This window comes from Pseudoalteromonas sp. 5Ae-yellow (assembly GCF_014077565.1).
GTDB lineage: Bacteria > Pseudomonadota > Gammaproteobacteria > Enterobacterales > Alteromonadaceae > Pseudoalteromonas.
Genome location: NZ_JACGWD010000032.1, coordinates 13,721 through 37,632 on the forward strand (window position 1 = coordinate 13,721; position 23,912 = coordinate 37,632).

A 23,912-nucleotide genomic window follows, 5' to 3' on the forward strand; every position below is an offset into this window, starting at 1 on the left:
CACTTTTTTCTAATGGCTTTTTTCTAATGATAACAGCACCACATGATAAGACACACATGCTTTGTTATTTATAAGCGGATACGCACTGCATACTTTTTTTAGCGCAGATTTAGTAAGTAGCCCTTGGCGCGTATTAGTATGATTTTGCGTAGTTGCACCTATAGCCTTAATTGAAGCAATAGCTTTTAAAGGTGTTGTGTATTCATCGGTGTAAATACGCTTTTTAGCGCTGTTAATAGTAAACCCTACATTTTGGACTGATTGGTTTATATGCTGCTCATTATTAAAGGTATTTATGTGGCTGTTAGAATCAAGCGCGGCAAAGGCCGTTTTTATTTCGTTAAGTGAGCCCTCTACCACAGTGCTTATGTACGCCTGCCCGCATGGTTTTAATATGCTGTAAAGCGATTGCATTAAAGCCGAAAAATTAGCAGACCACTGCACTGCAAAGTTACTGTAAATAACATCAACACTGTTTGCTTGCAGCGGTAAGTTATCCATATCTGCACATATTTTAGGTGTGGTTAAATTACTACTTTGCAGCATGTTTATGCTCAAATCCATGGCAATAACGCTTGCAAACATACTTTGTAAGGTATGCGTATTAACAAGTGGCCCGGCGCCTAAATCAACACAAAGCTTATTTTTATTAAAGCCTGGTTTTATAAGTTTAAATAGATCGATCGCAGCATGTTTTTGAACATTTGCATGGGTGTTATAACGCGCTGCCGCCTTTGAAAATTTACTTTGTGTAGACTTTTTAAGCTCCTTGTTTAGCTCTCGATTTGGCTCCTTATTTAATTCTTTATTTGAATCGCTACTCACTAGGCACGGTTTTACAAGTTGTGTTTGCACTAGATCTGTTTTTAATACTGGCTGAGCAGTCATGCTATTGCACCTACTAAATGCTTAACTAAGTGCGTTATGTCTTGCTCGGTATGTGCGGCGGTTAAAGTAATGCGTAAACGTGATGTGTTATTTGCAACCGTCGGCGGCCTAATTGCAGTAAGCCAAATACCCTGTTGTTTAAGTTTATCTGCCACTTGCAACGTTTGCTCAGCGCAGCCTAATACAATGGGCTGTATGGCTGTATTTGATTCCATTACTGCAATATTATGGGTTTTAGTGAGTTGCTTAAATAATGCAATATTGGCATTTAGCTTATCGCGTTTATCATTGGCTGTTTTTATGTTTTTAATACGCGCAAGAGTGTGACTTGCCGTAAGCGGCGACATGGCGGTTGAATACGTGTAATCGCGATTAAACTGCAGCATGTAATCAATAAACTGTTTACTTCCTAATACACACGCGCCACTACTAGCCACTGCTTTACCAAAAGTAATGACTAATATATCTGGCAGCGTTTGAGTAATAAACGCTTCGCAACTGCCTAAGCCTGTTTTACCTAATGCACCAAAGCCGTGTGCGTCGTCAATCATTAGCCATGCGTTGTGCTGTTTTGCAAGTGCGAGTAATTCTTTAAGAGGCGCGGTATCGCCATCCATCGAAAATACGCCTTCGCTTATAATAAGCTTGTTTTGCGCTTTTGATTTTTCGAGCCGTGAGCGTAAATGATTCATGTCGTTGTGATTAAAACGCACTAAAGCCGCGTTACAATGCAGAGCACCGTCAATCAAGCTTGCATGATTTAACTTATCTTGAAAAATAGCACTGTTTTGTGCAGCGGCTTTATCTTGAAACAACGCTTTAATTACGCTGCTATTAGCGCTAAACCCTGAATTAAATAACATTCCTGCGCCATAACCAAATTGCTCACATAAGTATTGCTCAAGCGCTTTTTGCTGCACCTGATAACCTGTAACCAATGCTGAGCTGTGACTGCCTAATGCTTGGGGGTCATTAAGGTTTGCAGCCTCATCCCCAAAACCTAAATAGTCGTTACTCGCAAAATTAAGATAGGTTTTATTATTAACCGTTATGGTGCGCGCTGTAGAGTGCTCTACTACATTGCGTTTACGAAGCAGCGCATCTTGCTGGCGAGCCTCAAGATGCGTATTTATAAAATCAAAAGGCATAGATATAAAAGCCTACGCTTCGTAAAACAATTCAGACGTTGCTTTGTCGGCTACTTGCGATGAAAGCGAGGCTTCAACTGCTTCGTCTGAATAGTCGTGACGTTTTTCTGGGTTCATACCTAATTTTTTAATTAGGTTCATATCGGCATCAGCGTCTGGGTTTTCGGTGGTAAGGAGTTTATCACCATAAAATATTGAGTTAGCGCCTGCAAAAAAGCACATCGATTGCATTTGCTCGTTCATGGCGTTACGCCCTGCCGATAAACGTACATAACTGTGTGGCATCATAATGCGCGCTGTTGCTATGGTACGTATAAATTCAAAGTGATCTAAATCGTCTACGTTTTCAAGCGGAGTGCCTTTAACTTTAACGAGCATATTAATAGGCACACTTTCTGGCTGTTGTGGCAAATTAGCTAGTTGCATAAGTAGTCCAAAACGGTCGCTTGCTTGCTCACCCATACCGACTATTCCGCCCGAGCATACTTTCATACCGGCATCGCGTACGTGGTCAATGGTATTTAATCTATCTTGAAAAGTACGGGTTGAAATAATTTGCTCGTAATACTCAGGTGACGTGTCAAGGTTATGGTTGTAGTAATCAAGCCCTGCGTCTCTAAGCTCATGGGCTTTTTCGTTTGTGAGTTTACCTAGCGTCATACAGGTTTCTAACCCTAGCTCTTTTACTTCTTTAACCATTTGCGAAATGTATGGCATGTCTCTGTCTTTTGGATCTGACCATGCAGCCCCCATACAAAAACGGGTAGCGCCTTTTTGTTTTGCAAGGCGTGCTTGCTCTACTACTTTTTCTACTTCTATTAAGCGTTCGCGTTCTAAATCTGTTCGGTAATGCCCCGACTGCGGACAGTACTTACAGTCTTCTGGGCAAGCACCTGTTTTAATTGATAACAACGTAGAAATTTGCACTTCATTTGGGTTGAAGTTAGCACGGTGAACCGATGCGGCTTTAAAAAGTAAATCGTTAAATGGCATTTCAAATAATGCTTTAACTTCAGCGTGGGTCCAATCGTGACGAACAGGTGCAAGTTCCATAATACTCTCTTATTTTTTTTCATAACGGTGATATTGGCTTAGTCTACGAGTTGAAGTACCATTGTCAACGAAGCCCACCAAGTTAAAGTTTACATATGACTAAAAAGAATACGATTGACCTTGATTTTGATCGTCAGCACATTTGGCACCCATATACATCGATGACTAAGCCAATTCCGGTATACCCTGTTACACATGCTAATCACAATATTATTCACCTCGAAACTGGCGAGCAATTAATCGATGGCATGGCCTCGTGGTGGAGCGCAATACATGGCTATAACAACCCTGTTATAAATAACGCCATGATTGAGCAAATTAATAATATGAGCCACATTATGTTTGGCGGTATTACGCATAACAGCGCGGTAGAGCTGTGCAAAAAAATAGTAAATATAACGCCGCCTAGTTTAACTAAAGTGTTTTTAGCCGACAGCGGATCGGTAAGTGTTGAAGTAGCAATAAAAATGGCGCTGCAATATTGGTTAAGCCAAGGCATTACAACAAAACAAAAATTAATGACGCCTTACAAGGGCTACCATGGCGACACCTTTGCAGCCATGAGCGTATGCGACCCCGTTAACTCAATGCATAGTTTATATTCAGGCTTTTTACCTGAACACGTTTTTGTGCCTGCACCGGTTAGTCAATTTGGGTTCGAGTTTAACCAAGCTGAAGCCAAAGAGCTTGAAGAATACTTTAAAGCAAACCACAGCCAAGTAGCCGCCTTTATCATTGAGCCTATTGTACAAAACGCAGGTGGTATGAACTTTTATCACCCTGATTATTTAGCCTGCGTGCGTAAATTATGCACCCAATATAACGTACTGCTAATTTGCGACGAAATTGCCACAGGCTTTGGCCGTACAGGTAAATTATTTGCTGTAGAGCACGCCAATATAGAACCCGATATAATGTGTATTGGTAAAGCATTAACCGGCGGTTCAATGACGCTATCGGCCACTATCACTAGCGATAAAATAGCCATTGGCATAAGCGAAGGTGAAGCCGGTGTTTTAATGCACGGCCCTACGTTTATGGGTAATCCGCTTGCCTGTGCAGCGGCCTGCGCAAGTATTGATTTATTACTTGAACAAAACTGGCAACAACGAATAAAGCAAATAAACACACAGCTACAACAACTTAATAAATGCAGTGAACTAGATGCGGTTGCCAATGTGCGTACCTTAGGAGCAATAGGTGTTGTTGAACTGAACGAGGCTGCGGGCAATGTTGATGTTGCTAAAATTCAGGCTTATTTTGTAGTGCAAGGTGTATGGATACGCCCATTCGGTAAACTAATTTACCTTATGCCACCGTATATAAGTGACGACACAAGTATAAAAACATTGTGTGATGCGATTTATAATGCAATTAACAATAAGCATTACTAATACTTGTTGTTAATTTACTTACTCATATTCTTCATTAGGATTTAGGCTAGGGTGTGGAGACCTTTATGGATTGAAATTTGTCTAATCTGAGGCGATTGAATTGCGGCGCGGGGTATTAACCTAGTGGGCTCGGAAACTGCTCCTGCATTATTCTAATGGCTTACGTCCATATAAGAGTAAGTAAAAACCGAGCAAAACTTTCGCACCCTGCTCACGCCCCTTACCAACATCCGTGGAGTAACAAAGAGCATATCGTCACTATAATATACCCAACGGGCGCGCATTTTTGCGCATTTATTCTACGTTATCGCCTACTTATGCGGAATAAACATATTCCATAGGCCCTGCTTTAAATACCAAACATACTACTGCAAATTCAACCACGAAAGATAATATGCCTAATTAGTAAAAATACTCAGTACAAGTAAGGATAAGCCAGCGCAAAGCCAGATATGGCCAAATTTTTGCCATATTAGCGCGTTTTTATACACTCTGTGAGGGTTGTCTTTATCAACTAATAAGGAGCAAGGCTCTCCTTGTTTATATAATTTAAATAACGATTCATCTAAGTCAACTACAACACTGTGAATATCGCCATTGTAATTAAAGCTTACCAACATTGATTGTTGTTGCGCGCATTCTAATGGTAATACACGTGTGTTTATTACGGAGGTGATGTTACTAATTGCACATACTCTCCAATGATGTTTGTTTATCTTACATTTCATCCATCTGAAAAATGGTAATAAACCGGCAGCTATAAAACACATCCCTAAGATTACAAGTATATTACTCATTACATATTAACCTTCTAATAATTGATAAGCACTATGCGCTGCAATTAAGTCGCTAAGTCCAGTACCGACCGATTTAAATAGCGTCATATCTTTATTATTTAAACGGGCATTCTTGTTCTGGATTGCCAATTCGGATAATTCTGCGCAAATTTCGTGTGCGCAAAACACACCCTCTTTAATTGGCAAGAGTAATTCGCCAGCCTCAGCAAGTACGTTTACTTTACTATCAACATATACATTGCTGCGAATAATTGTGGTTGAGTCACATTCACGTTGTTCACTATGGTGATTACCAATTAAATCAATATGAGTGCCTTGGTTTAACCAAGACCCTTTAAATAAAGGTGTTGGCGATCCCGTTGCACAGCTAATCACATCAGCACTGTAAACAACTTCCTTCGTGCTTTTACCAATGACGAACTCCATATTAGGAAATGCCTGCTCTAGGGTATGTTTTAACGCCGCCACTTTTTGAGCATTTCGTGCAATAAGTGTTACTTTCTCAAAATTACGCACCGATATATGTGCTTTAATCATATATAAAGCTAAATTTCCGCTACCAAAAAATACTAAGTGTTTACTGTTTTTTCTGGATAAATACTGGCTTGCTAATGCAGACACAGCTGCAGTTCGCCAAAGCGTAATACGCGTGCCATCGACTAATGCTAATGGTTCACCATGATTGCGAGAAAATAGCATTATTTTAGAATAGAGCGATTGATATTCTGTTTCTGTGTTTGTAGGAAAGTAAGTAAACGCCTTAACGCCAATAACATGTTCATTCCATGCGGGTAATATCGCAAAAGCATCATGATTTGACTTGTCTGTATTAAGTTCGTACACATTACGTTTAGGCATACAAAAAGCAGATGCAAAACCCTTTTGGAGTGCTTTTATTAAAGATTCAAAATTAAGAGCGTAATCAATTTTTTCTGCATTTATTATTTTCATTTTTTACTCCAACCTTAATAGTGCTTATGTTAACTGAGCTTTATATTTAATGGCTCATTAGCACAGCACTATGGCCTGTAGTATTATTAGTAATTAACTCAATAAAAATAGGTTACCCATAAAAAATGCCGAACAGTCTCCTGTTCAGCATTAAGGTTGTATTGCTTCATTGATAGCGATTCTTTGCCTTATGTAGTCTTAAGCAAAGTTATTAAATCAAGTAACAACCTTCTAGGGGAAAACTAAAATTCAATACGTGCAACCAACGACATATAGCGAGCACCTTGGCGGCTAGTCACTAAACCATAGTCAGGGTTTAACTCTAGGCCGTTATCGCCATACTGAGCACGCTCTTCGTTAATATTTATCGCACTATCGCTGTTAAATAAATTATATACAGTACCTTTTAAGGTCATGTCTGAACCAAAAAAATCTGTGTAATAAGTAAGTGACATGTCTACGTTTGTTGACCAAGGCAGATTACCCTTACTGCCTCGTGGCGCAGGGTTGCCATTTTCATCGTAGTGAGATGCTTGATCGTAGTATTTACTAATACATGCATCCCACGGGCTGCCTTGCTCACAGCTATCAACGCCTTCAGGGTGAACAGAGAAATAACTCTTAGGTCGGCCAGACGTAGCGCTTGCAACAATGCCAACGGTTAACGCATCGGTAATATTATAAGCACCACTTACCTTTATTGAATGGCGATGATCGTTTGGTAAATTACCGTAGCCATGATCCATTAAATCGCCGTAGTCATAAGATGTTGTCCAACCTGGATCTGCTTGGTTGTTATCCGTTTTAACTAATCCTTCGGTATTACCATAACTATGTGACCACGTATATGATGTATTAATGCGTAAATCATCAGTTAAGTTGCCATCTAGAGTAAATTCAAGCGCGAGGTATTTTCGTTTAGCTTCTGGTAGTGCCAGTTCTTCGACGCTCAAATTAACGTTATCTACTTGGCCATCTCCATCAAAGTCATACGACATTTGAATTGCTTCACCAGGGTTATTAAGCACATAATATGAACCTTGCCCTACGTTATCGGTGATACCCATTTCAGCAAGCTTTTTAGCAAGCACAGGACCTACATCGGTATCTTCTACACTGCGACCTAAATCACGGTAAATAGCACGTACACCCGCAGACATAGTGTCAAACACTTCTTGCTGATAACCAATTGTAAATTCATCACTGTACATTGGTTTTAAAGAAGCTGAGGCAATTAACCCTGGTTCAGTAATACCACGCTGGCGCCAGCGTCTATCACGTAACATGTTACCTCTGCTAGGTGAGCCATCAGCCAATAAAGAAGGTGATCCATTGCCTTCTAATTGATCTAATTCGAAATACTCAAACCATTCAATAGATGCAGAACCCTGGGTGATATTCATGTTCGCAGAAACAGGTTGAAAATAACGCCCAAAGGTTGCAAATACTTTTGCACTACCATCGCCACTAACATCATAAATTGCTTGTAAACGTGGCGCGATTTGATTATCTATATCAACAAAAGCGCGACCATCTGAAACAGTGTTTTCGAACTGGCTATAGCGTAAACCCATGTTAAGCACTAAATTATCAGTTGCTTGCCATGAATCATTTATATAAAAAGCTAATGAAGTGGTATCCGAATCGACCTCACGGCTACGTATCCTTCTTTCGATAAAGTCACTACCTAGTGCAGCGCCCGAAACGTCGTTTTCGCCAGCAGTTTTTACTGTCCACCAGCCTTTAGCATCCCCAATGCCATTTTGGCCTTCAAAGAAATCAACTTTCACATTTGTGTAATCCACACCAAATTGGATTGAATGCTCATCTAAGTCCCAGTTAAAATCAATGCGAGCTTGGTCTCGGATGTACTCTTCTTCTGTTACACCGGAATTTGTATGCTGGCTTAACGTAACAAAGCCATTTCTTTCATCCCATACACCTGGGTTTGGAGACGCTACCACGTTTTCAACATTTTCAGTAACACGACCAACAACGGCTGACACTGAAAAAGTATCAGTCAGATAGCCATTGTAGTTAATGCTATAAACATTACCGCCATCTTCACCCGGTGCATCAACACCTTGTTGCTCACCAACGACGTTTTCTTCCCACGCATAAGCAAACGTTTTATCAGTCCAAGTACGTTTATTGTTCATTGCTGAAAAACCTACTGAGTGGTTTTCATTAATAAACCAATCAACTTTTGTAAACCAGCGGTCTTCATCACGCTCAAAATCAGAAAATGTGCTTTGCCCAGCGCTGTTCGACTCTTCTCTTCGTGGAGCAAATAGACCATAGAAGAAAAGCGTATCTTCAATAAGTGCACCGCTCGCCCATAACTGTACTTCTTTAAAATCGTAACTGCTCTGTTGCGTATTGGTACTGATGGTGCCGCTATCTTGGAATATTGAATCATGCTGACTACGAAGACTATCAGGATCCCAGCGTACCTCTGCACCAAATTTAAAATCATTATCACCCGATTTAGATACAGCGTTTACAATACCACCTAGAGCCCCACCAAACTCAGGGCTTACTCCACCCGTTTTAACTTGAGTTTGCGAAATAGCCTCCCATGGTAATCGAATCGAACCTAGCCCAGTACGAATACTTGTTACATTCAAGCCATTAAAGTAGTAACCGTTTTCAGCTGCTGACGATCCACCAAAGCTTGATGCGCCTTTAAAATTAGAACCACCTGGTGCAGCAGTGCCCGGAGCCAACAAAGCAATACTTTCAAAACCTGTATTTACCGGCATTGCTTTGAGCTCTGAACTGCTGAACGTTAAGCCAGAGGTGGAAGATGCCATATCAACACGACGAATGGCTGAACCAGTAACAGCAATACGTTCAATATCCGTTCCAGCTTTATAAAGCTGTACATCAAGTATTATTGATTGGCCAATAGTTACAGCAACATTTTCTTCAGTCATTGTTTGATAACCATCTTTTACAATAGTTACATCGTATGTACCTACAGGTACGTTTCTTAATAAGTAATCACCCTCGGCGTTACTGGTAATGGTGTAAACCAATCCCTTACTTTTATGCTTAAGTGTAATAGTTGCGCCGGTTAAATCATTCCCCGATTGGGCAACAATATGACCTTTAACAATACTGCTGCCATCAACAGCGTGTGCAGCTGGCACGATTAATAATGCTGCTGTTACCGCAGTTGCTAGCAGGGTTTTAGCACCCACGCCCCGAGTTTGTTTTTTGTTATTTGTAAACATGTAAGAGTTCCTTGGTCCTGTTGATTTTTTATTGTGAGACTAGCCTCGACATGAAAAATATACACACATTACATATTGTATACAATATGTAATGTGTGTATATTTTTAGTTAAATTTAAATTACAAATTATACAGAACCTAAAACCTTTTCAATTTGTACCTAAAAACAGAGACTTGGAGTTCTGAGATTTAATACATAAAACTGAAATATTAAAAATAAATATTTATAACGATGAGTAACTGCTTGAGGCGAGCTTATGTAATCTACGTTATTTGGTGTAATAGGTTCCTTTATATTTTTAAACTAGATACTTAATTAATTTTGACCTAGGTATTGCCGAAGTAAATTTTGCTGCTACAATAAACCGCATACTGTATACAATATACGCAAATAAGTGGGTATAAGAGGAAGCATAATGAAAACAAATAGCAAAGACTGGCGATATACTGTTATGCCAGCTGTATTTACTTGGCTTAAAGAGTCGCAGTCCGGCGCCCTTGAAATTGATTTTGATGCAACGCAAAAATATGCAAATGATATTTTAAGCGTTAAAGGTAAAGGAGGTACTAAAATGGGAGGGCTTGTTGGCTCTGGCACACTGGGTGAGAATACCTATTTAAGTGACGAGCAGCGCCTTTCTTTACTAAAGGCTCTTTCGGTTGTAGCTAAACAACATAATGTTCCATTAATCAGTGGAGCAGCAGCTGAAACTAAAGAACAGCTTGCCAAAATTGTTACAGAACTTGCGACTGTTGGCGTTGATACCGTGATGGTAATGCCACCAAAAACCACATACACACCTTCTGATGAAGAAATGTATGCATACTATGCCCTTTCTGCAAAAGCTGCAAAAGAGGTAGGCATAACAATAATGCCCTATAACAATCCTGATGCAGCCGGCTACCATGCGCTCTCAACTGATCTTCTAACGAAGCTTGCTGCTTTACCTGAAGTTACCGCGCTTAAAATTTCAACGATAGACGTGTCAGTTATTGAAACAATGATGCTAATGAACAAAGACTTAAAAGTACTAGCTGGTGTAGACACCGTAACCGTACATGCAGGACTCGCTGGTGCGTGCGGTGGAATTACAGGCGTTGGTTGTATATTCCCAAAAGCAAGTGTCACTATGCAGGAACATGTAAATAAAGGCGAATGGGCTGAAGCAAATAAAATTTCTCAAGCGATGAATTCTATATCTTACCTTGATGCACAACCGTTACTTTTAGAATACCTTAAGCTTGCTTTTGGCATTCATCACAATGATGTAACGGGTGGGCTTCGTACCCTTGGGAAAAAACTAACTCAACAGCAGATTGATGATGTTCAAACACGGTATATCAAGGCAAAAGAGAGACTTGAGATTCTAGGTTTAATAGACTAATTATTTAAAAGTTAACAAACAAAAACTCCATTTTTACGGAGTTTTTAGTACCTACCGCTTAACTGTTCTTGCGATGGTTGCATCTCACCCTATTAAATAATCTTACTTATTGAGCATTAAAGAAAAATAGAAATTTAAGGTAGAAAGTTCAGGTGTATCGTTTATGCGAATATTAGGTAAGGTTAAGCTTTACACTTCTAAGCTTTTTGCTCTACCTACCTAAATTATTTTTTAAATATTCACTTTAAAAATGCAGATAAGCTGGTTGAACCTTGAATGGTAGCCAGCTGAGCACATTATAAGAATGTGCTAACAAAGATTTATTAAAAACTACCTTTTTTCATCTTCTATTTTAAGTAATAGTTTTTTAATGTCGTTTTTTGCGCTCAAGATATGCTTTTTCAAAAAAACACAGGCTTTTTTGGTATCTTTTACGCGGCAAAACTGTAATAAAGTGCGATGCTCTTCGGGCGCAGTAGTTAAGCCACCTGCCAGTAAAATATGCATCCGTACATAACGCTCTGAATTTTTACTATACATATCAACTAGCTCCCGAGTTTGTGGCCGTTGTGCGCGTGAATACAACTTACCATGAAAACGGCTGTTTAAATCGCCCGTTGCCAAGTGAGTATCACCTGCTTCCATGGCGCTTTCAAGCTCAGTTAAGATAAGCTCGGCATCGGTTAAATCTTGATCTGTTAATCCCTCTATTGAGTGACTTAGCAGCTCAGCTTCAAGTAATGCCCTCAAATCAAAAATTTCATCAATTTGTGATGCTGAAAGCTCTGTGGCCGTGGCTCCTTTATGCGCTTCAAAATTAACAAGCCCTTCAGCTTCAAGCTGAAGTAGTGCCTCACGAACAGGTATTCGACTCACATTAAGTTCAGCAGCAAGTGCAGCTTGACGCAGCGGATCACCAGCTTTTATCTCACCGGTTAATATTTTTTCACGAATTGCTTCTGCGACTAGTTGGGTGCGGGTTTTGTGCTCGATAGCCATGGTGATCCTTTTATATTGCATTTAGCATACATTATACCCAAGTTCACTTATATGCCAAGTTAGAATCTGCCTAAGCGTCCTTAAAAATAAGTAAAAGCGGGAATATACAATTTGTATATCCCGCCCAATAATCTTATGCTTGATAACAAATTGGTCGCATAAATCGCAACATTGCATTTGTACCAACAGAAGTGCTGCGCACATCCGTTGAGCTTGGGAATGGTCCACCATGGTTCATTGAACCACACACTTCTACACCTGTTGGCATTTGATTTTTAATCAAACGGCCTACTTTATATTGCAGTGCTTCAATAACACTATCAGCTTTATTTAAATCAGCCTCAGTACCATGAACACTGGCAGTAAGCTGACCTTGGAGTTTATTTATCAATATCATGAGCTGTTGCTCACTGTCGTAGCGCACAACTAATGCCGCAGGGCCAAACACTTCTTCATGCAAAGTTGGGGTTGTTAAATAATCATCGGCATTACACGCGAAGACATGCGCATTAGCATGAAACGCTTGCTCAAGCTTACCTTTGCCCAACACGCTTAGTTGAGCAAATTGGCTGCGCTCTTCGACTTGTTGTTTAAACGTTTTAACAATTCCAGGGGTGAGCAAGGTGTCTGATGGCGCATCATTAATACACGCAGTAATGTGTGCTTCAAGTTCATCACACCCCGTTGGCACTAACCAAAGCCCAGGACTGGTACAAAATTGCCCGTTGCCCATCAGCATTGACTGGCAAAGTGACTGTGCCATCTCTTTACTCTGTTCTATGGCTTTATTAGGTAAAATAACTTGTGGATTAATACTTCCCAGCTCGCCATAAAATGGGATGGGTTCTTCACGCTTGGCAATCGTTTCTTGCAGTTTACTGGCCACATTAAATGATCCGGTAAAGCCAACCGCTTTAATTCCCGGAGCAGCAACTAATTGATGCGATATGTCATACGCCTTGCTTTGCACCATAGCAAACACCCCTAAAGGCATCGCACATTCTTTAATGGCTGCAAGCGCCGCTCGTGCCATTAACTCACCCGTACCAGGGTGCGCTGTGTGATTTTTTACAATCACTGGGCAACCTGCAGCAAGCGCTGCTGCAGTATCTCCACCCAGTGTTGAAAAGGCATAAGGAAAATTAGATGCTCCAAATACAGCAACGGGCCCTAACGGTAAATAGTTAAGCTCAGTATGTGGCTTTGGCAAAGGTGCTCTTGTGACATCTGCTTCATCCACTACTTTCAAACCCAGAGGTGACTCAGGGTTTTCACGTAATGCACTAGCAAATGCTTTAAGTTGATTTACGGTGCGCATGCGCTCCCCCTGTAAACGCGCAAGTGGTAGGTTAGTTTCTTGCTGTGTTTGTTCAATTAGCTCATCGCCAAGTACTAAAATTTGCTCTGCGATGCACGTTAAAAAATCTGCACGTTGCGCGAAACTGGTTTTACGGTACTGATAAAACGCCGATTGTGCGGCCTCTATCGCACCGTTTAATTCAGCCGTACTAAGATTAAAAAAGCGCGTTGGTAATGCTTCATTGCGCGCAGGGGAAAATGCGTGAAATTCACCATTCGCTGAATCACCGATCCACTGCCCTGCTACTAAACTTTGTCCTGTTAATGTCATGCTTTGCTCCTCATTAAATTACTTGAAACCCAAATGCATATGGGTCATCGTCATCCACGGTGATCGCGCTTGTGCCCGTCACTCTAGACCAGCCTTGTATACTTGGTAATATGGCTGGTATGCCTGCTATTTCTGTTACTTGCTCAATACAACCAATAAACTGGCTCCCAATATAACTTTCGTGAATAAAATTCTGCCCTTGAGCCAACTGTCCTTTGGCAAAAAGCTGTGCCATACGTGCGCTGGTACCTGTTCCACATGGCGAACGGTCAATAGCTTTGTCGCCATAAAAAACAGCATTTGCTGCATCCGAATTGGGATTTTTAGGTGTGCCTGTCCATAAAACATGGCTAGCACCTTGAACGGTTTTATCTAGCGGGTGCGTACATTGAACTTTCGCGTTTATTGCTTCTCGGACTCTAGGGCTGTACTTTAAAATTTGCCCTGCAGTTAAATGTTCAATGCCTTTATAATTCGTCTGCGGCTCAACAATAATGTAGAAATTACCTCCATAGGCAATATCTACTTTAAGCTCACCTAGCTCAGGTATCTCAATAACTATCGAGCGGTGTGCTAAATATGCGGGTACATTATAAATTTTTACCCACTGTACTTTGCCATCAGTCATTTCATAGTTAATATGAATACGCCCAGCTGGTGTGTCTAACAGCAAAGTACCTGGCACTTTTGCATGTAATAAGCCATGCTCCAAAGCGAAGGTAACAATACCCATCGTACCGTGACCACACATAGGTAAACATCCTGATGTTTCCACGAATAATATAGCTGCATCACCATCTTCCGTGGTGGGTGGATATAAAAACCCGCCCGACATCATATCGTGACCCCTAGGCTCAAACATGAGCGCTTGGCGTATCCAATCGTGATTTTGCAAAAAATCCTGGCGCTTCTCACTCATGCTCAACCCGCTTAATTGCGGGTGACCACTGGTTATTAGCCTTACTGGGTTACCACAGGTATGGCCGTCAATACAAAAAAAGGTCCCTTTGAGCATAACTTATTCCAAATTAAATTTTGTTAAATCAAAGTGGCTTGCCGACGCTTCATTGTAAAGCGAGATGACAGCTACTTTGTTGTCTGCCGTAACCAGTTCAATAATACCGTGAACGCCTTCGTTATTTAGTTCATCATTTACTGTTGATGCAAAATTAACGGCGTTATTTGCATTGAACTGAGTCGTTATTACTGAATAGACTCCTTGCCAATTTACTGCCATTTTTATTACCTAATTTATGTTTAGACTTGATATGATAGGTATATTGTATACAATAATCAATAATCAATAATCAATATGCCAATGTGGCATTTTACAAATTTATAGGTGCATGGTTCTAAACCAAAAAAGAAAGTTATGCTAAGGCACTGTAAGTAAATAACTAATAATTAATAATTAATAATTAAAGTTGTTACAGCGTTGATTATTAATGGTACACAAAACAACACAGCCCGTTTATTACAGGCTAACAACGCAAATAGTATTAAGTGGAGTAACACATTTTGGCAGAGCAAAAAAAACAACAAATAGCTGTGGTTGGTGCTGGAATTATTGGCATTTGTTGTGCACTTAACCTACAACGAGCTGGCTTTTCCGTCACTTTGTATGACGAAAATGGATTGGCTCAAGGCTGTTCAAAAGGTAATGCGGGGCATTTTGCTACCGAACAAATCTTTCCACTTGCACACCCATCATTATTGAAAAAGTTACCGGGTATGTTATTCAACCCATTGGGTCCACTACGCATAGATTGGCGCTATATTTTTAAAGCGCTGCCATGGTTTTGGCTGTTTACAAAAAATATGAGAAGTAAAACCTACAGTGCAAATATAGAAGCGCTTAAAGCATTAAATAACAGAGCTATTACTGCATACGAGCACTTGCTCAATGAGTTTAATTTAGCCCACTTACTCACAAAAAAAGGAAGTTTGTTAACTTTTGAAACAACATCGCTCACACATATAAAAAAAATTTATAATAGCTTTATAGCTCAAGGTATTCCTGTTGAACTACTCAGCGCTGAAGAGGTTAAATTATTAGAGCCAACCCTATCGGCAGTAATAACACATGCTTTATTATTTAAAGATGTAGCCCACAGCGTAGATCCTTATTTTTTTTGCATTAATTTAGCTGAACAATTTAGTGCACTAGGGGGGAAGTTTTGCCAACAAAAAATATCTAAAATTAAGCAGTCTGACGGCGGGTATATACTCAGTAATAATCAACAAACATTTTTCGTTGATAAAGTTGTTGTTGCAGCAGGAGCATGGAGTAAATCGCTAATAGAGCCTTTAGGTTATAAGGTGCCATTAGATACTGAACGTGGTTACCACTGCATGCTAGCAAGTAATTATGGCTTATCTAGGCCTGTTGCGTCTGCAGAACGAAATTTTATTATGACCCCTATGATCCAAGGACTCCGTATTGCAGGCACTGTTGAATTTGCTGGCACTGAGCGAGAAATGAACGAAAAACGTGCTTTTGCATTAGTACCGCACGCAAAAGCAATGCTAAGTAATTCTTCTATTCCATCAGAACCGAGTAGCATATGGATGGGTTGTAGACCATCTTTGCCAGACTCATTACCCGTAATAAGTGAAGCACCTTACCACCCTAATTTATTTTTTGCCTTTGGCCACCAGCATCTCGGTTTAACACAAGGTGCCGTCACAGGAGAATTAATCACTAGTTTATGTTTAAGACAAGACGCAGAGATTGATCTAACACCTTATAGTATATGCCGATTTAACACCCAAGCGGCAAGTAATTCACACATACCATTTGCGCAATAAGCACATTAACTAGGAGAGTATAATGACAACCAAAGGTATTGGCATTCAAACCAAAGAACAAGCACTTGCTAGTTTGAATGATGTGACTGAAGATTTAACCCCGATTCAACCACAAGAGCACCTAGAACGAATTAAAAAAGCTCAGCAATACATGCAGGCCAATGGTATTGATGCCATATATTTAAATGCAGGCACAAACCTTACTTACTTTACGGGAATGCGTTGGTATGCAAGTGAGCGTCTGGTGGGAGCAATTTTACCTGCTAATGGTAGTGTGCAATATATTGCTCCGTATTTTGAAATTGGTTCATTAAATGGCTTTAAAGTGATTGATGGTCCAATTCACGGTTGGCAAGAGCATGAAAGTCCATACGCATTATTTGTCAATATATTATCTGAAATGGGTATTGCTGCTAATGGCACAGTTGGTATTGACGAAAGCGCACAGTTCTTTATTTTTGATGGCATTAATAAAGCCCAAAATGGCTTAAAGTTAGTTAATGCACAGCCTGTTACTGCACATTGTCGCATGCATAAATCAGCCAATGAACTTGCATTAATGCAATGTACTATGGATATGACGCTGGCGGTACATAAAGCAACTGCCAGTATGCTACATGAAGGCATCAGTACCACTGAAGTAGAAGCGTTTATAAAGCAAGCACACCAAAAAGTAGGCGCACCAGGCAATTACTTTTGCATTGTATTATTTGGTGTTGCAACTTCTTTCCCCCATGGTGTAAAAGACGCGCAAATATTAAAAAAAGGTGACATGGTATTAATTGATACTGGTTGTAAAGTGCATGATTACTTATCAGATATCACCCGCACCTACGTATTTGGTGAAGCGAGCGATCGCCAGCGCCAATTTTGGAACTATGAAAAAGCGGCACAAATTGCTGCATTTAATGAAGCAAAAATAGGCCAAACATGTGAAGCCGTAGATGCTGGAGCTCGTAATTATTTAACAGCACAAGGGTTGGGTCCTGAATACCAAACTCCTGGCTGCCCGCATCGCACTGGCCACGGCATTGGCTTAGACATTCATGAATGGCCATATTTAGTAGGCGGTGATAAAACCCCTCTTACTAAAGGTATGTGTTTTAGTAACGAACCAATGCTAGTTGTACCTGATGAATTTGGCGTGCGATTAGAAGATCACTTTTATATGACTGAATCAGGACCTAAATGGTTTACAGAACCCGCACACAGTATTGATAATCCATTTGGCTTGGCTGAGTAAGCCAGATAAACAAAAAATAAATTCGGCTATATAATATAATATTAAACAGCACAGTTGCTCAAACTGTGCTGTTATTATGCCACTTTATGCGTGTACTAATTAAGTTAAAGTTCTCTGCGGTTTGTGTCAACTAAGCCCTCGTCACCCTCTGCTTTACAAGTAAATAATCGCTGTATGAACCTAAAACTCTGCATGTTTTTAACTCATATTTTAAAGGGTAAGTTAAGTATGTAAACGTTATTATTAGTTTACTTTTAAACCCAAACACCATACCATTTATTGTATACAATATACATAAATACAAGGTGACGATAATGATAAAAAGTATAATCCTTCTACTACTCGTATTTTTAACTGTAGCTTGCCAACCACAAGCAGCGACTTATATTAAAAATCCTATTAAACCAATAACACCAGCACCATTAAAAGCTGATATAGCAGTGAACGGTTACACAAGTACACTAAAGGACATAGATATTAAGTTTTTGGGTAAAGAAGTTCCCTACACTTATAGTGAGAGTAAAATTGCTAATAGCCGAGGTTATAATTGGTGGATAAGCAAGCACTTTGCACTTAAAAGTGACCTACCTGAAGAAAAAGTAAGGCTATATTTAGAGTTATTAGAGATGTCTTATCCACACTATGTTGCGTTGTTTGGGATGGAGCCACCTAATATTGAACGCCAACGGATTGCTGTGGTTTATGGTAGTAGTCGTTCAAGAGTCCGTGAAGCTATGCTTGATGATGGTTTTTTACGTGGCGTTCATAAAACAGCTGGTGGTGAAACCATGTATTATAATCGCGCAGGTTACAACTTCCCTAGTCATAGAGAACATCATCAGCGCTACATCGTGATCCACGAAACAATGCATGCATTTCATATGGCATTAAATGGCCATTCTACTTGGGCACCCAATTGGATAACAGAAGGTCTAGCTGATTCAGTTGCTCATCATGTTTATGATCCAAATCTGAAACAACTAACAGTAATGGTATTTGATCGTGCCCCAATGAACTATATAGAGATGGGCTTAAAACAGTATTACAGCGAGAACAAACCCACTATTGAACAAATTAACGATGATCCTGCACTTAAACGCGGTCTTAATTTTTTTATCATTCATTATCTTTTAAGTTCACCAGAGCGAGCACAATTTTTTGCTTACTTTTTAAAGCAGCTTAGGCTAGCTAACCCGCATAGTGAGTCAACCCTTTCAACGGCTAACTCATTACTTAAACACACTTTTAAAGATTGGCAAGCAATTGAACAAGGCTTCGCTGATTTTGTACAAAATATTAAGCCAAGTTTTCATATAGTGTCAGGACCATGGGAGCAAGATGGGGCTTCTTATTGGTTACGAAATACAGACTCAACTGATTTATCTCGTTTAGATATTAACCCACCGAGAAAACAGACCCACCCTGTCATGGATTTTCCTGGGCCATTATCGAATCAGATTATAAATATTTCTAACAAAAACCAAGTGGCTGTTTTAATCGGTTTTGAACAATCACAGATACGCCGAAGCGAAGTCGGTGTTGCTTTACAAGCAAAACGTAGCAAACATAATCAACTATATAGGCAGCGTTTTATTGGGAAAGAACAAATAAATGATGATCAGTTGTTGGAATTTATAATCGTTGATGGTGAACGCTTGCATGTAAATGGGCAAAATATAAATAAATTTAGTTCATTACAGCTAGGCTTAACACCTGAAATTAGGGAGGCCTTAATTAAAAATAAATCTATTGCCATCCTGCTTTCTTTAGAGGAGGCACATATAAAAATCACCTTAACTGCACTAAATAATAAATTAATAGAGCAGCAAATTATTCTGCCTATCGCTCGTGATATACTAACAACATTAAACACCAAAAAAATCAGCTTACTAAGTAGAAACAACAACCATTTACTTACCCCTTATTTATATCCTGCTAACTCATTTAGTAATACACAGCCATCTGTTGCCCAAATACCTAATCCCTGGGTGTTTAAAAATTATAATTTACTAAGCCGCTTATTCAGAACGTGCCAAATTCATGTCTTTAAACTAACAAATTGTGAGCTTGAATTAAGTAAGTTAATGGCAAAGCTAACAGATAAAAAACACCATACAACTATTAACTCTGAGTTAAACTTAAAGCTTAACGATTACATGAAGCGATTAGGTGATATTGGTTTTAGAGCGCTTTCTGGTATTGATTCAAGTATATACTTTAATAAAAGTGATGCTTTTTTAAGAGTTTACAACCCCACAGATTTTGAACTAAAGATTTCAGCTAACATTCAATTTTTAGATACTAAAGGGAATGTTATTGCAAAACAAAAAATAAGTAATGCGCTAAAACCCGGCACTCATAATCTCGATTTAACGAAAGTCCAAGGCGCTAAAAGTTTAAAGGTTGACCAAAAACTACAATGGCAGTCACTTAGCTATCAATCACATTTTCGTGAATCTCTAATGCCCTTTAATGGTGTTGGAATGAAATATAAGTACACCAAAAACAATAAAAACATAGGTGTTTTCAGCGTAACGCTTACAGGACCATATTCAGGTAAAACTGATGGTACGCTCACTCTTTCTGCTATTTCTGATTTAAAACCTTTAGTAATAAAAGAACTCAAACAAAAGGTGAAAATAGAACCTTATGAGAGCAGAACCTATCACTTTGAATTAGCTAATAACAGTGAGCTCACTCGTGCAAATATTACAGCATATTTAGATGTAGATGGTGAAAAAATAAGATTAGTAAAAAACGTAAACTTAACTAAATAAAATCATGCGTTTTAAGTTGCTCACAAAAGCAGCTTAAAATTCTCGCCAACCTGCGAAAAAATAAACCTGCTTAGTAGTAACATTTATAATCGCTACAAAGTAAGCTTTCTTACATGACATTAAGTTATTTAAATCAAAGAGAAAAATGGGATTTTACGAGTAAATATAGATATATTGATTTTGGCAATCATTATGGATATGATAATGGCTATCATTTACAATTACCTTTTGGACTTCTTTGCTATGAAATTACTATTTAAACCAGCCAAAACTTTAGGTGCAAGCCTTTTACTAGCCTCGGCGTTTATGGCTCAACCAGTATTAGCTAACGGCCCTATTGGCGAGCATGTTAATCATCTTCAAGCTAACCTTAAAAGTTACGCAGAAGAAGTAGAATGGATGGTAGGCAAAGTTGATACCATGGTAAGCGACTACGATACTAAAGGCGCAAAATCTGTAAAAACTGATGATTTAATTGAATATTGGGAATCAGTTAAGTTTCACAGCGCAATAGAAACTAACTTCGTACCGGTATACGCTTCTATTTGGCAGGGTCTTTATGGCGTAAAAATGGCCATTGATAATAAAGAGCCTGCTGAGGAAGTTCGTAAACAGCAAAAAGCGATGAACATAGCCTTGTGGCAAGGCCTTGGGGCTGTTAAGCTTGCTGCAAAATTCCAGCAAAAAGGCTTGTTAGACACAGTAAAAGCAACCGCTACAACTCAAATGACACAAAGTGCCACAATTGATGAAATTAAGCACAAATTAGACCGTGTAGTAGCTAAATTTGCTGAGCGTTTACGAGACGAAGCAACTGAAATTGTTCACGATACTTATCTGCACCTGTTTGAAGGCGTTGAAGGAACTCTTATTGAACAAGATGCAAAACTAGTTGAAGTGCTGGAAAAAGACTTTAACGTAACACTGCCACAAGCCATTACAAACAGCAAAAGCGTAGACGAAGTACGCGATGTGATCAGTGATATGCAAACAAAATTAGACCGCGCTAAGGTTTTAATAGAAAAAGCCGAAAAAGCACGTAAGGATGTATTTTAAGTGAAGCGTAGGACCTTTATTCAAGGCCTAGCCGCGTTAGGGGTGGTTGGCTCATTGCCACTGCCTCTTTCTCGTGCGCTAGCCGCTGATATAGCAAACCCTGTTTCTGTTGACGATTTACCAAAGCTTAAAGGCGAGTTAACGCTTTATTTAGGCCGAGGCGAAGGTGGTTTGTATGAAAACGTATTACAAGCAATCCAGAAAAAAAATCCAGACTTTAAACTCGGTATACGCCGAGGTCCTACTGCTGCTTTAGCAAATACCATTGTTGCAGAAGCTAAAGCTGGCGTTCGCCGCGCTGATTTATTTTGGGCAGTTGATTCAGGCGCAATTGGTTTAGTAACCGATGCTGGCCTTGCACAACCTATCCCAGGTGATTTATCTGCTCAGTTACAACCACAATTTAGATATAAAGAGTGGGCACCTGTAACTGGCCGTATTCGTACATTGCCATATAACACGTCGCGTTTGACTAAAGATCAAATTCCAACAAGTATTATGGAAATTGCCGACAGCGATTTAAGTATTGGCTGGGCACCCGCCTACGCTTCTTTTCAATCGTTTGTAACCGCAATGCGAATCTTAGAAGGCGATGACAAAACCGCTAAGTGGCTTAAAAAGATTCAAAAACGTGCTAAAACATACGCCGGCGAGCTAGGTGTTGTTATGGGCGTTGAACGCGGTGAAGTTGATATTGGTTTTGCTAATCACTATTACACTTTGCGTTTAAAATCAGGTAAACCTGATGCCAAGCTAGATTTAGCATTTACACAAAATGATGCGGGCTGTTTAGTTAATGCATCGGGTGTATTAGCGCTTAACGACGATCCGCTTGCAACTAACTTTATGCGTTACTTACTAAGTAAAGAAGTACAAGGTTACTTAGCCAGTGAAGCGTACGAAATTCCGTTAGTAAATGGTATTACCCAACCTGAGGGTTTACCGTCACTTGCTAATATTTCTCCACCTAAAGTAGATTTAACACAGCTAGCTGATTTACGCCCTACTATAGATTTGATGCGAAGCAGCGGCGTATTGTAATGAAAATACCTGCCTCTTATCCAATGGCGCTGCTTGCAGCGCTTGTTGCGCTTACCCCTGTTTATGTATTAATTGTGCTTGCAAGCGATGCAAGCTCAGTGTTTGACACCCACAACCTGCAAATTTTAGGTAACACGTTATCGTTAATGGGTTTAACGGTACTCGGATCTATTTTAATTGGTGTGCCACTGGCGTTTATTAGCGCGTATGTGCATTTACCATTTAAAAAGCTCTGGCTGGTTGTATTTGCAGCCCCACTGGCAATTCCCAGTTATATTGGCGCATTTACACTTTATGCTGCTTTTGGCCCCGGTGGCGAAATAAACACCTTAACAGGAATAGAAACACCATCAATGTATGGCCTAACAGGTGCCGCCATTGTAATGACACTTTATACCTTCCCGTTTGTAATGATGACAACTCGCTCATCCCTACTGAGCCTTGACGCAAGCATGGTTAATGCCGCACGAACGCTGGGCATGTCGATGACGCAAAGTATATTTAAAGTAATATTACCGCGCGTAGTTAACGGTATTGCAGCAGGCTCTTTGTTAGTCGCGCTTTATACGTTATCAGACTTTGGCACGCCCGCAATGATGCGCCTAGATACCTTTACCCGCGTAATTTACGTTGAATACAACGCCTTTGCGTTAGGACGCGCTGCAATGCTTTCACTTCAGCTGATGGTTATTGTCGGTTTTTTACTTTTAGTTGAATCACAAATAAAAACAGCGCCTGAGCGCAATGGTCGCCCGTTAATTTTATTTCCAAACAAATTACAGTTAAGTGCAATGTTTGTTACATTTGCACCTGTTTTGCTACTCGCTATTGGCTTACCTTTGGCTATATTTTCGCTTTGGTTAGCTCGTGATGGTTTTAGCTCATTTGATTTTAATATTGCGTGGAACTCTACGTATGCATCGGGTATTGCGGCAATTGTAGCTGTTATCGTTGCGATCCCCGTTGCACATGCCGCACTGAGTGGAAAAGCGGGTCGTATAATGGAGCGTGTTACTTACTTTGGTTTTGGTATTCCGGGCATAGTAATGGGCACAGCGCTTGTTTACGGTGGTTTGCAGTTACCGTTTCTATATCAAACACTGGGATTACTTATTATTGCTTATATGCTGCGATTTTTACCACTTGCTGTGGGCTCTGTTAGAACAAGCACCGAACACTTAGATCCAAGCTTAGTAAAGTCTGCGCGCGTATTAGGGGCAAGCCCACGTGAAGTATTTACTCGCATAACATTGCCTTTAACAATGCGCGGTATTATTGCCGGTGCAGCATTGGTGTTTTTAGAGTCAATGCGCGAACTAGAAGCCACGCTACTCCTTGGCCCAACAGGGTTTGAAACACTCTCTACCTATTTATGGCGTGTATACGAAGCGGGCTACTTTGGTCGCGCTGCTATTCCTGGATTATTGTTAGTAGTGATATCTGCCTGCGGGTTAGCTATTATGATGTCTGGCGAAAAACGCAACCAGTTTGAACATTAAGGATTTA

18 protein-coding genes are annotated in these 23,912 nt (G+C 39.9%); 8 read left to right on the forward strand and 10 right to left on the reverse strand.

What is annotated here, in order from left to right:
* Positions 1–9: 9 nt before the first annotated feature.
* The 3 genes from H4J63_RS10275 to bioB are packed head-to-tail and all read right to left on the reverse strand — an operon-like array spanning position 10 to position 3,089.
* Positions 10–888 carry a methyltransferase domain-containing protein gene (locus tag H4J63_RS10275; protein ID WP_182196373.1) on the reverse strand — a complete coding sequence of 293 codons (879 nt, stop codon included), beginning with the start codon at positions 886–888 and terminating at the stop codon, positions 10–12.
* Entirely contained in the window at positions 885–2,036 is a 1,152-nt protein-coding gene (locus H4J63_RS10280; protein ID WP_182196376.1) for an 8-amino-7-oxononanoate synthase, read from the reverse strand. Before H4J63_RS10280 ends, H4J63_RS10275 begins: the two co-directional genes overlap by 4 nt.
* A 12-nt stretch (positions 2,037–2,048) precedes the next feature.
* A complete protein-coding gene (bioB, locus tag H4J63_RS10285; RefSeq protein ID WP_002961242.1) occupies positions 2,049–3,089 on the reverse strand; it encodes a biotin synthase BioB in 1,041 nt (346 codons plus the stop codon).
* A gap of 95 nt (positions 3,090–3,184) precedes the next feature.
* On the opposite strand from bioB, the gene bioA reads away from it, so the two are divergent.
* Entirely contained in the window at positions 3,185–4,483 is a 1,299-nt protein-coding gene (gene bioA / locus H4J63_RS10290; RefSeq protein ID WP_182196377.1) for an adenosylmethionine--8-amino-7-oxononanoate transaminase, read from the forward strand.
* Positions 4,484–4,881: 398 nt separating this feature from the next.
* Here bioA and H4J63_RS10295 read toward each other — a convergent pair whose 3' ends face one another.
* The 3 genes from H4J63_RS10295 to H4J63_RS10305 all read right to left on the reverse strand — a co-directional run bounded on the left by H4J63_RS10295 (position 4,882) and on the right by H4J63_RS10305 (position 9,467).
* Positions 4,882–5,280, reverse strand: a complete 399-nt coding sequence (locus H4J63_RS10295) for a hypothetical protein (RefSeq protein ID WP_076924620.1) — start codon at positions 5,278–5,280, stop codon at positions 4,882–4,884.
* Positions 5,281–5,286: 6 nt separating this feature from the next.
* Positions 5,287–6,231 (reverse strand): ornithine cyclodeaminase family protein, encoded by a 945-nt coding sequence (locus H4J63_RS10300; RefSeq protein WP_006793003.1) that lies wholly within the window; start codon positions 6,229–6,231, stop codon positions 5,287–5,289.
* Between the two features lie 242 nt (positions 6,232–6,473).
* Positions 6,474–9,467, reverse strand: a complete 2,994-nt coding sequence (locus tag H4J63_RS10305; RefSeq protein ID WP_182196380.1) for a TonB-dependent receptor domain-containing protein — start codon at positions 9,465–9,467, stop codon at positions 6,474–6,476.
* A 416-nt stretch (positions 9,468–9,883) separates the two neighbouring features.
* Here H4J63_RS10305 and H4J63_RS10310 point away from each other — a divergent pair, with 416 nt between their 5' ends.
* Positions 9,884–10,852 (forward strand): dihydrodipicolinate synthase family protein, encoded by a 969-nt coding sequence (locus tag H4J63_RS10310; protein ID WP_006793005.1) that lies wholly within the window; start codon positions 9,884–9,886, stop codon positions 10,850–10,852.
* Positions 10,853–11,182: 330 nt separating this feature from the next.
* On the opposite strand, the gene H4J63_RS10315 is transcribed toward H4J63_RS10310, so the two are convergent.
* The 4 genes from H4J63_RS10315 to H4J63_RS10330 all read right to left on the reverse strand — a co-directional run bounded on the left by H4J63_RS10315 (position 11,183) and on the right by H4J63_RS10330 (position 14,718).
* The gene (locus H4J63_RS10315; protein ID WP_024597912.1) at positions 11,183–11,851 is read right to left on the reverse strand and encodes a GntR family transcriptional regulator; all 669 of its coding nucleotides are present in this window, start codon (positions 11,849–11,851) and stop codon (positions 11,183–11,185) included.
* 133 nt (positions 11,852–11,984) lie between these two features.
* A complete protein-coding gene (locus tag H4J63_RS10320; RefSeq protein ID WP_182196382.1) occupies positions 11,985–13,481 on the reverse strand; it encodes an aldehyde dehydrogenase (NADP(+)) in 1,497 nt (498 codons plus the stop codon).
* A gap of 13 nt (positions 13,482–13,494) precedes the next feature.
* Entirely contained in the window at positions 13,495–14,496 is a 1,002-nt protein-coding gene (locus tag H4J63_RS10325; protein ID WP_024597910.1) for a 4-hydroxyproline epimerase, read from the reverse strand.
* A 3-nt stretch (positions 14,497–14,499) separates the two neighbouring features.
* Positions 14,500–14,718 (reverse strand): hypothetical protein, encoded by a 219-nt coding sequence (locus H4J63_RS10330; protein ID WP_182196384.1) that lies wholly within the window; start codon positions 14,716–14,718, stop codon positions 14,500–14,502.
* A gap of 281 nt (positions 14,719–14,999) precedes the next feature.
* Between H4J63_RS10330 and H4J63_RS10335 the strand changes: the two genes are divergently transcribed.
* From H4J63_RS10335 to H4J63_RS10360, 6 genes are all read left to right on the forward strand, one after another.
* A complete protein-coding gene (locus H4J63_RS10335) occupies positions 15,000–16,289 on the forward strand; it encodes an FAD-binding oxidoreductase (protein ID WP_182196386.1) in 1,290 nt (429 codons plus the stop codon).
* A gap of 22 nt (positions 16,290–16,311) precedes the next feature.
* Entirely contained in the window at positions 16,312–17,532 is a 1,221-nt protein-coding gene (locus tag H4J63_RS10340; protein ID WP_182196388.1) for a Xaa-Pro peptidase family protein, read from the forward strand.
* A 314-nt stretch (positions 17,533–17,846) separates the two neighbouring features.
* Positions 17,847–20,309: a hypothetical protein gene (locus H4J63_RS10345; RefSeq protein ID WP_182196390.1), complete on the forward strand. Its 2,463-nt coding sequence runs from the start codon at positions 17,847–17,849 to the stop codon at positions 20,307–20,309.
* A 243-nt stretch (positions 20,310–20,552) separates the two neighbouring features.
* Positions 20,553–21,365 carry a hypothetical protein gene (locus H4J63_RS10350; protein WP_154903076.1) on the forward strand — a complete coding sequence of 271 codons (813 nt, stop codon included), beginning with the start codon at positions 20,553–20,555 and terminating at the stop codon, positions 21,363–21,365.
* Positions 21,366–22,406, forward strand: coding sequence for an extracellular solute-binding protein (locus H4J63_RS10355; RefSeq protein WP_096793161.1), 1,041 nt, complete (start codon positions 21,366–21,368; stop codon positions 22,404–22,406).
* Positions 22,406–23,905 (forward strand): iron ABC transporter permease, encoded by a 1,500-nt coding sequence (locus H4J63_RS10360; protein ID WP_182196391.1) that lies wholly within the window; start codon positions 22,406–22,408, stop codon positions 23,903–23,905. The genes H4J63_RS10355 and H4J63_RS10360 overlap by 1 nt, the downstream gene beginning before the upstream one ends.
* Positions 23,906–23,912: the final 7 nt, after the last annotated feature.

Bases quoted from the DNA above. Each gene is read 5' to 3' on its own strand.
- H4J63_RS10275 (WP_182196373.1), bottom strand. From the start codon at position 888: ATGACTGCTCAGCCAGTATTAAAAACAGATCTAGTGCAAACACAACTT.
- H4J63_RS10280 (WP_182196376.1), bottom strand. From the start codon at position 2,036: ATGCCTTTTGATTTTATAAATACGCATCTTGAGGCTCGCCAGCAAGAT.
- bioB (WP_002961242.1), bottom strand. From the start codon at position 3,089: ATGGAACTTGCACCTGTTCGTCACGATTGGACCCACGCTGAAGTTAAA.
- bioA (WP_182196377.1), top strand. From the start codon at position 3,185: ATGACTAAAAAGAATACGATTGACCTTGATTTTGATCGTCAGCACATT.
- H4J63_RS10295 (WP_076924620.1), bottom strand. From the start codon at position 5,280: ATGAGTAATATACTTGTAATCTTAGGGATGTGTTTTATAGCTGCCGGT.
- H4J63_RS10300 (WP_006793003.1), bottom strand. From the start codon at position 6,231: ATGAAAATAATAAATGCAGAAAAAATTGATTACGCTCTTAATTTTGAA.
- H4J63_RS10305 (WP_182196380.1), bottom strand. From the start codon at position 9,467: ATGTTTACAAATAACAAAAAACAAACTCGGGGCGTGGGTGCTAAAACC.
- H4J63_RS10310 (WP_006793005.1), top strand. From the start codon at position 9,884: ATGAAAACAAATAGCAAAGACTGGCGATATACTGTTATGCCAGCTGTA.
- H4J63_RS10315 (WP_024597912.1), bottom strand. From the start codon at position 11,851: ATGGCTATCGAGCACAAAACCCGCACCCAACTAGTCGCAGAAGCAATT.
- H4J63_RS10320 (WP_182196382.1), bottom strand. From the start codon at position 13,481: ATGACATTAACAGGACAAAGTTTAGTAGCAGGGCAGTGGATCGGTGAT.
- H4J63_RS10325 (WP_024597910.1), bottom strand. From the start codon at position 14,496: ATGCTCAAAGGGACCTTTTTTTGTATTGACGGCCATACCTGTGGTAAC.
- H4J63_RS10330 (WP_182196384.1), bottom strand. From the start codon at position 14,718: ATGGCAGTAAATTGGCAAGGAGTCTATTCAGTAATAACGACTCAGTTC.
- H4J63_RS10340 (WP_182196388.1), top strand. From the start codon at position 16,312: ATGACAACCAAAGGTATTGGCATTCAAACCAAAGAACAAGCACTTGCT.
- H4J63_RS10345 (WP_182196390.1), top strand. From the start codon at position 17,847: ATGATAAAAAGTATAATCCTTCTACTACTCGTATTTTTAACTGTAGCT.
- H4J63_RS10350 (WP_154903076.1), top strand. From the start codon at position 20,553: ATGAAATTACTATTTAAACCAGCCAAAACTTTAGGTGCAAGCCTTTTA.
- H4J63_RS10360 (WP_182196391.1), top strand. From the start codon at position 22,406: ATGAAAATACCTGCCTCTTATCCAATGGCGCTGCTTGCAGCGCTTGTT.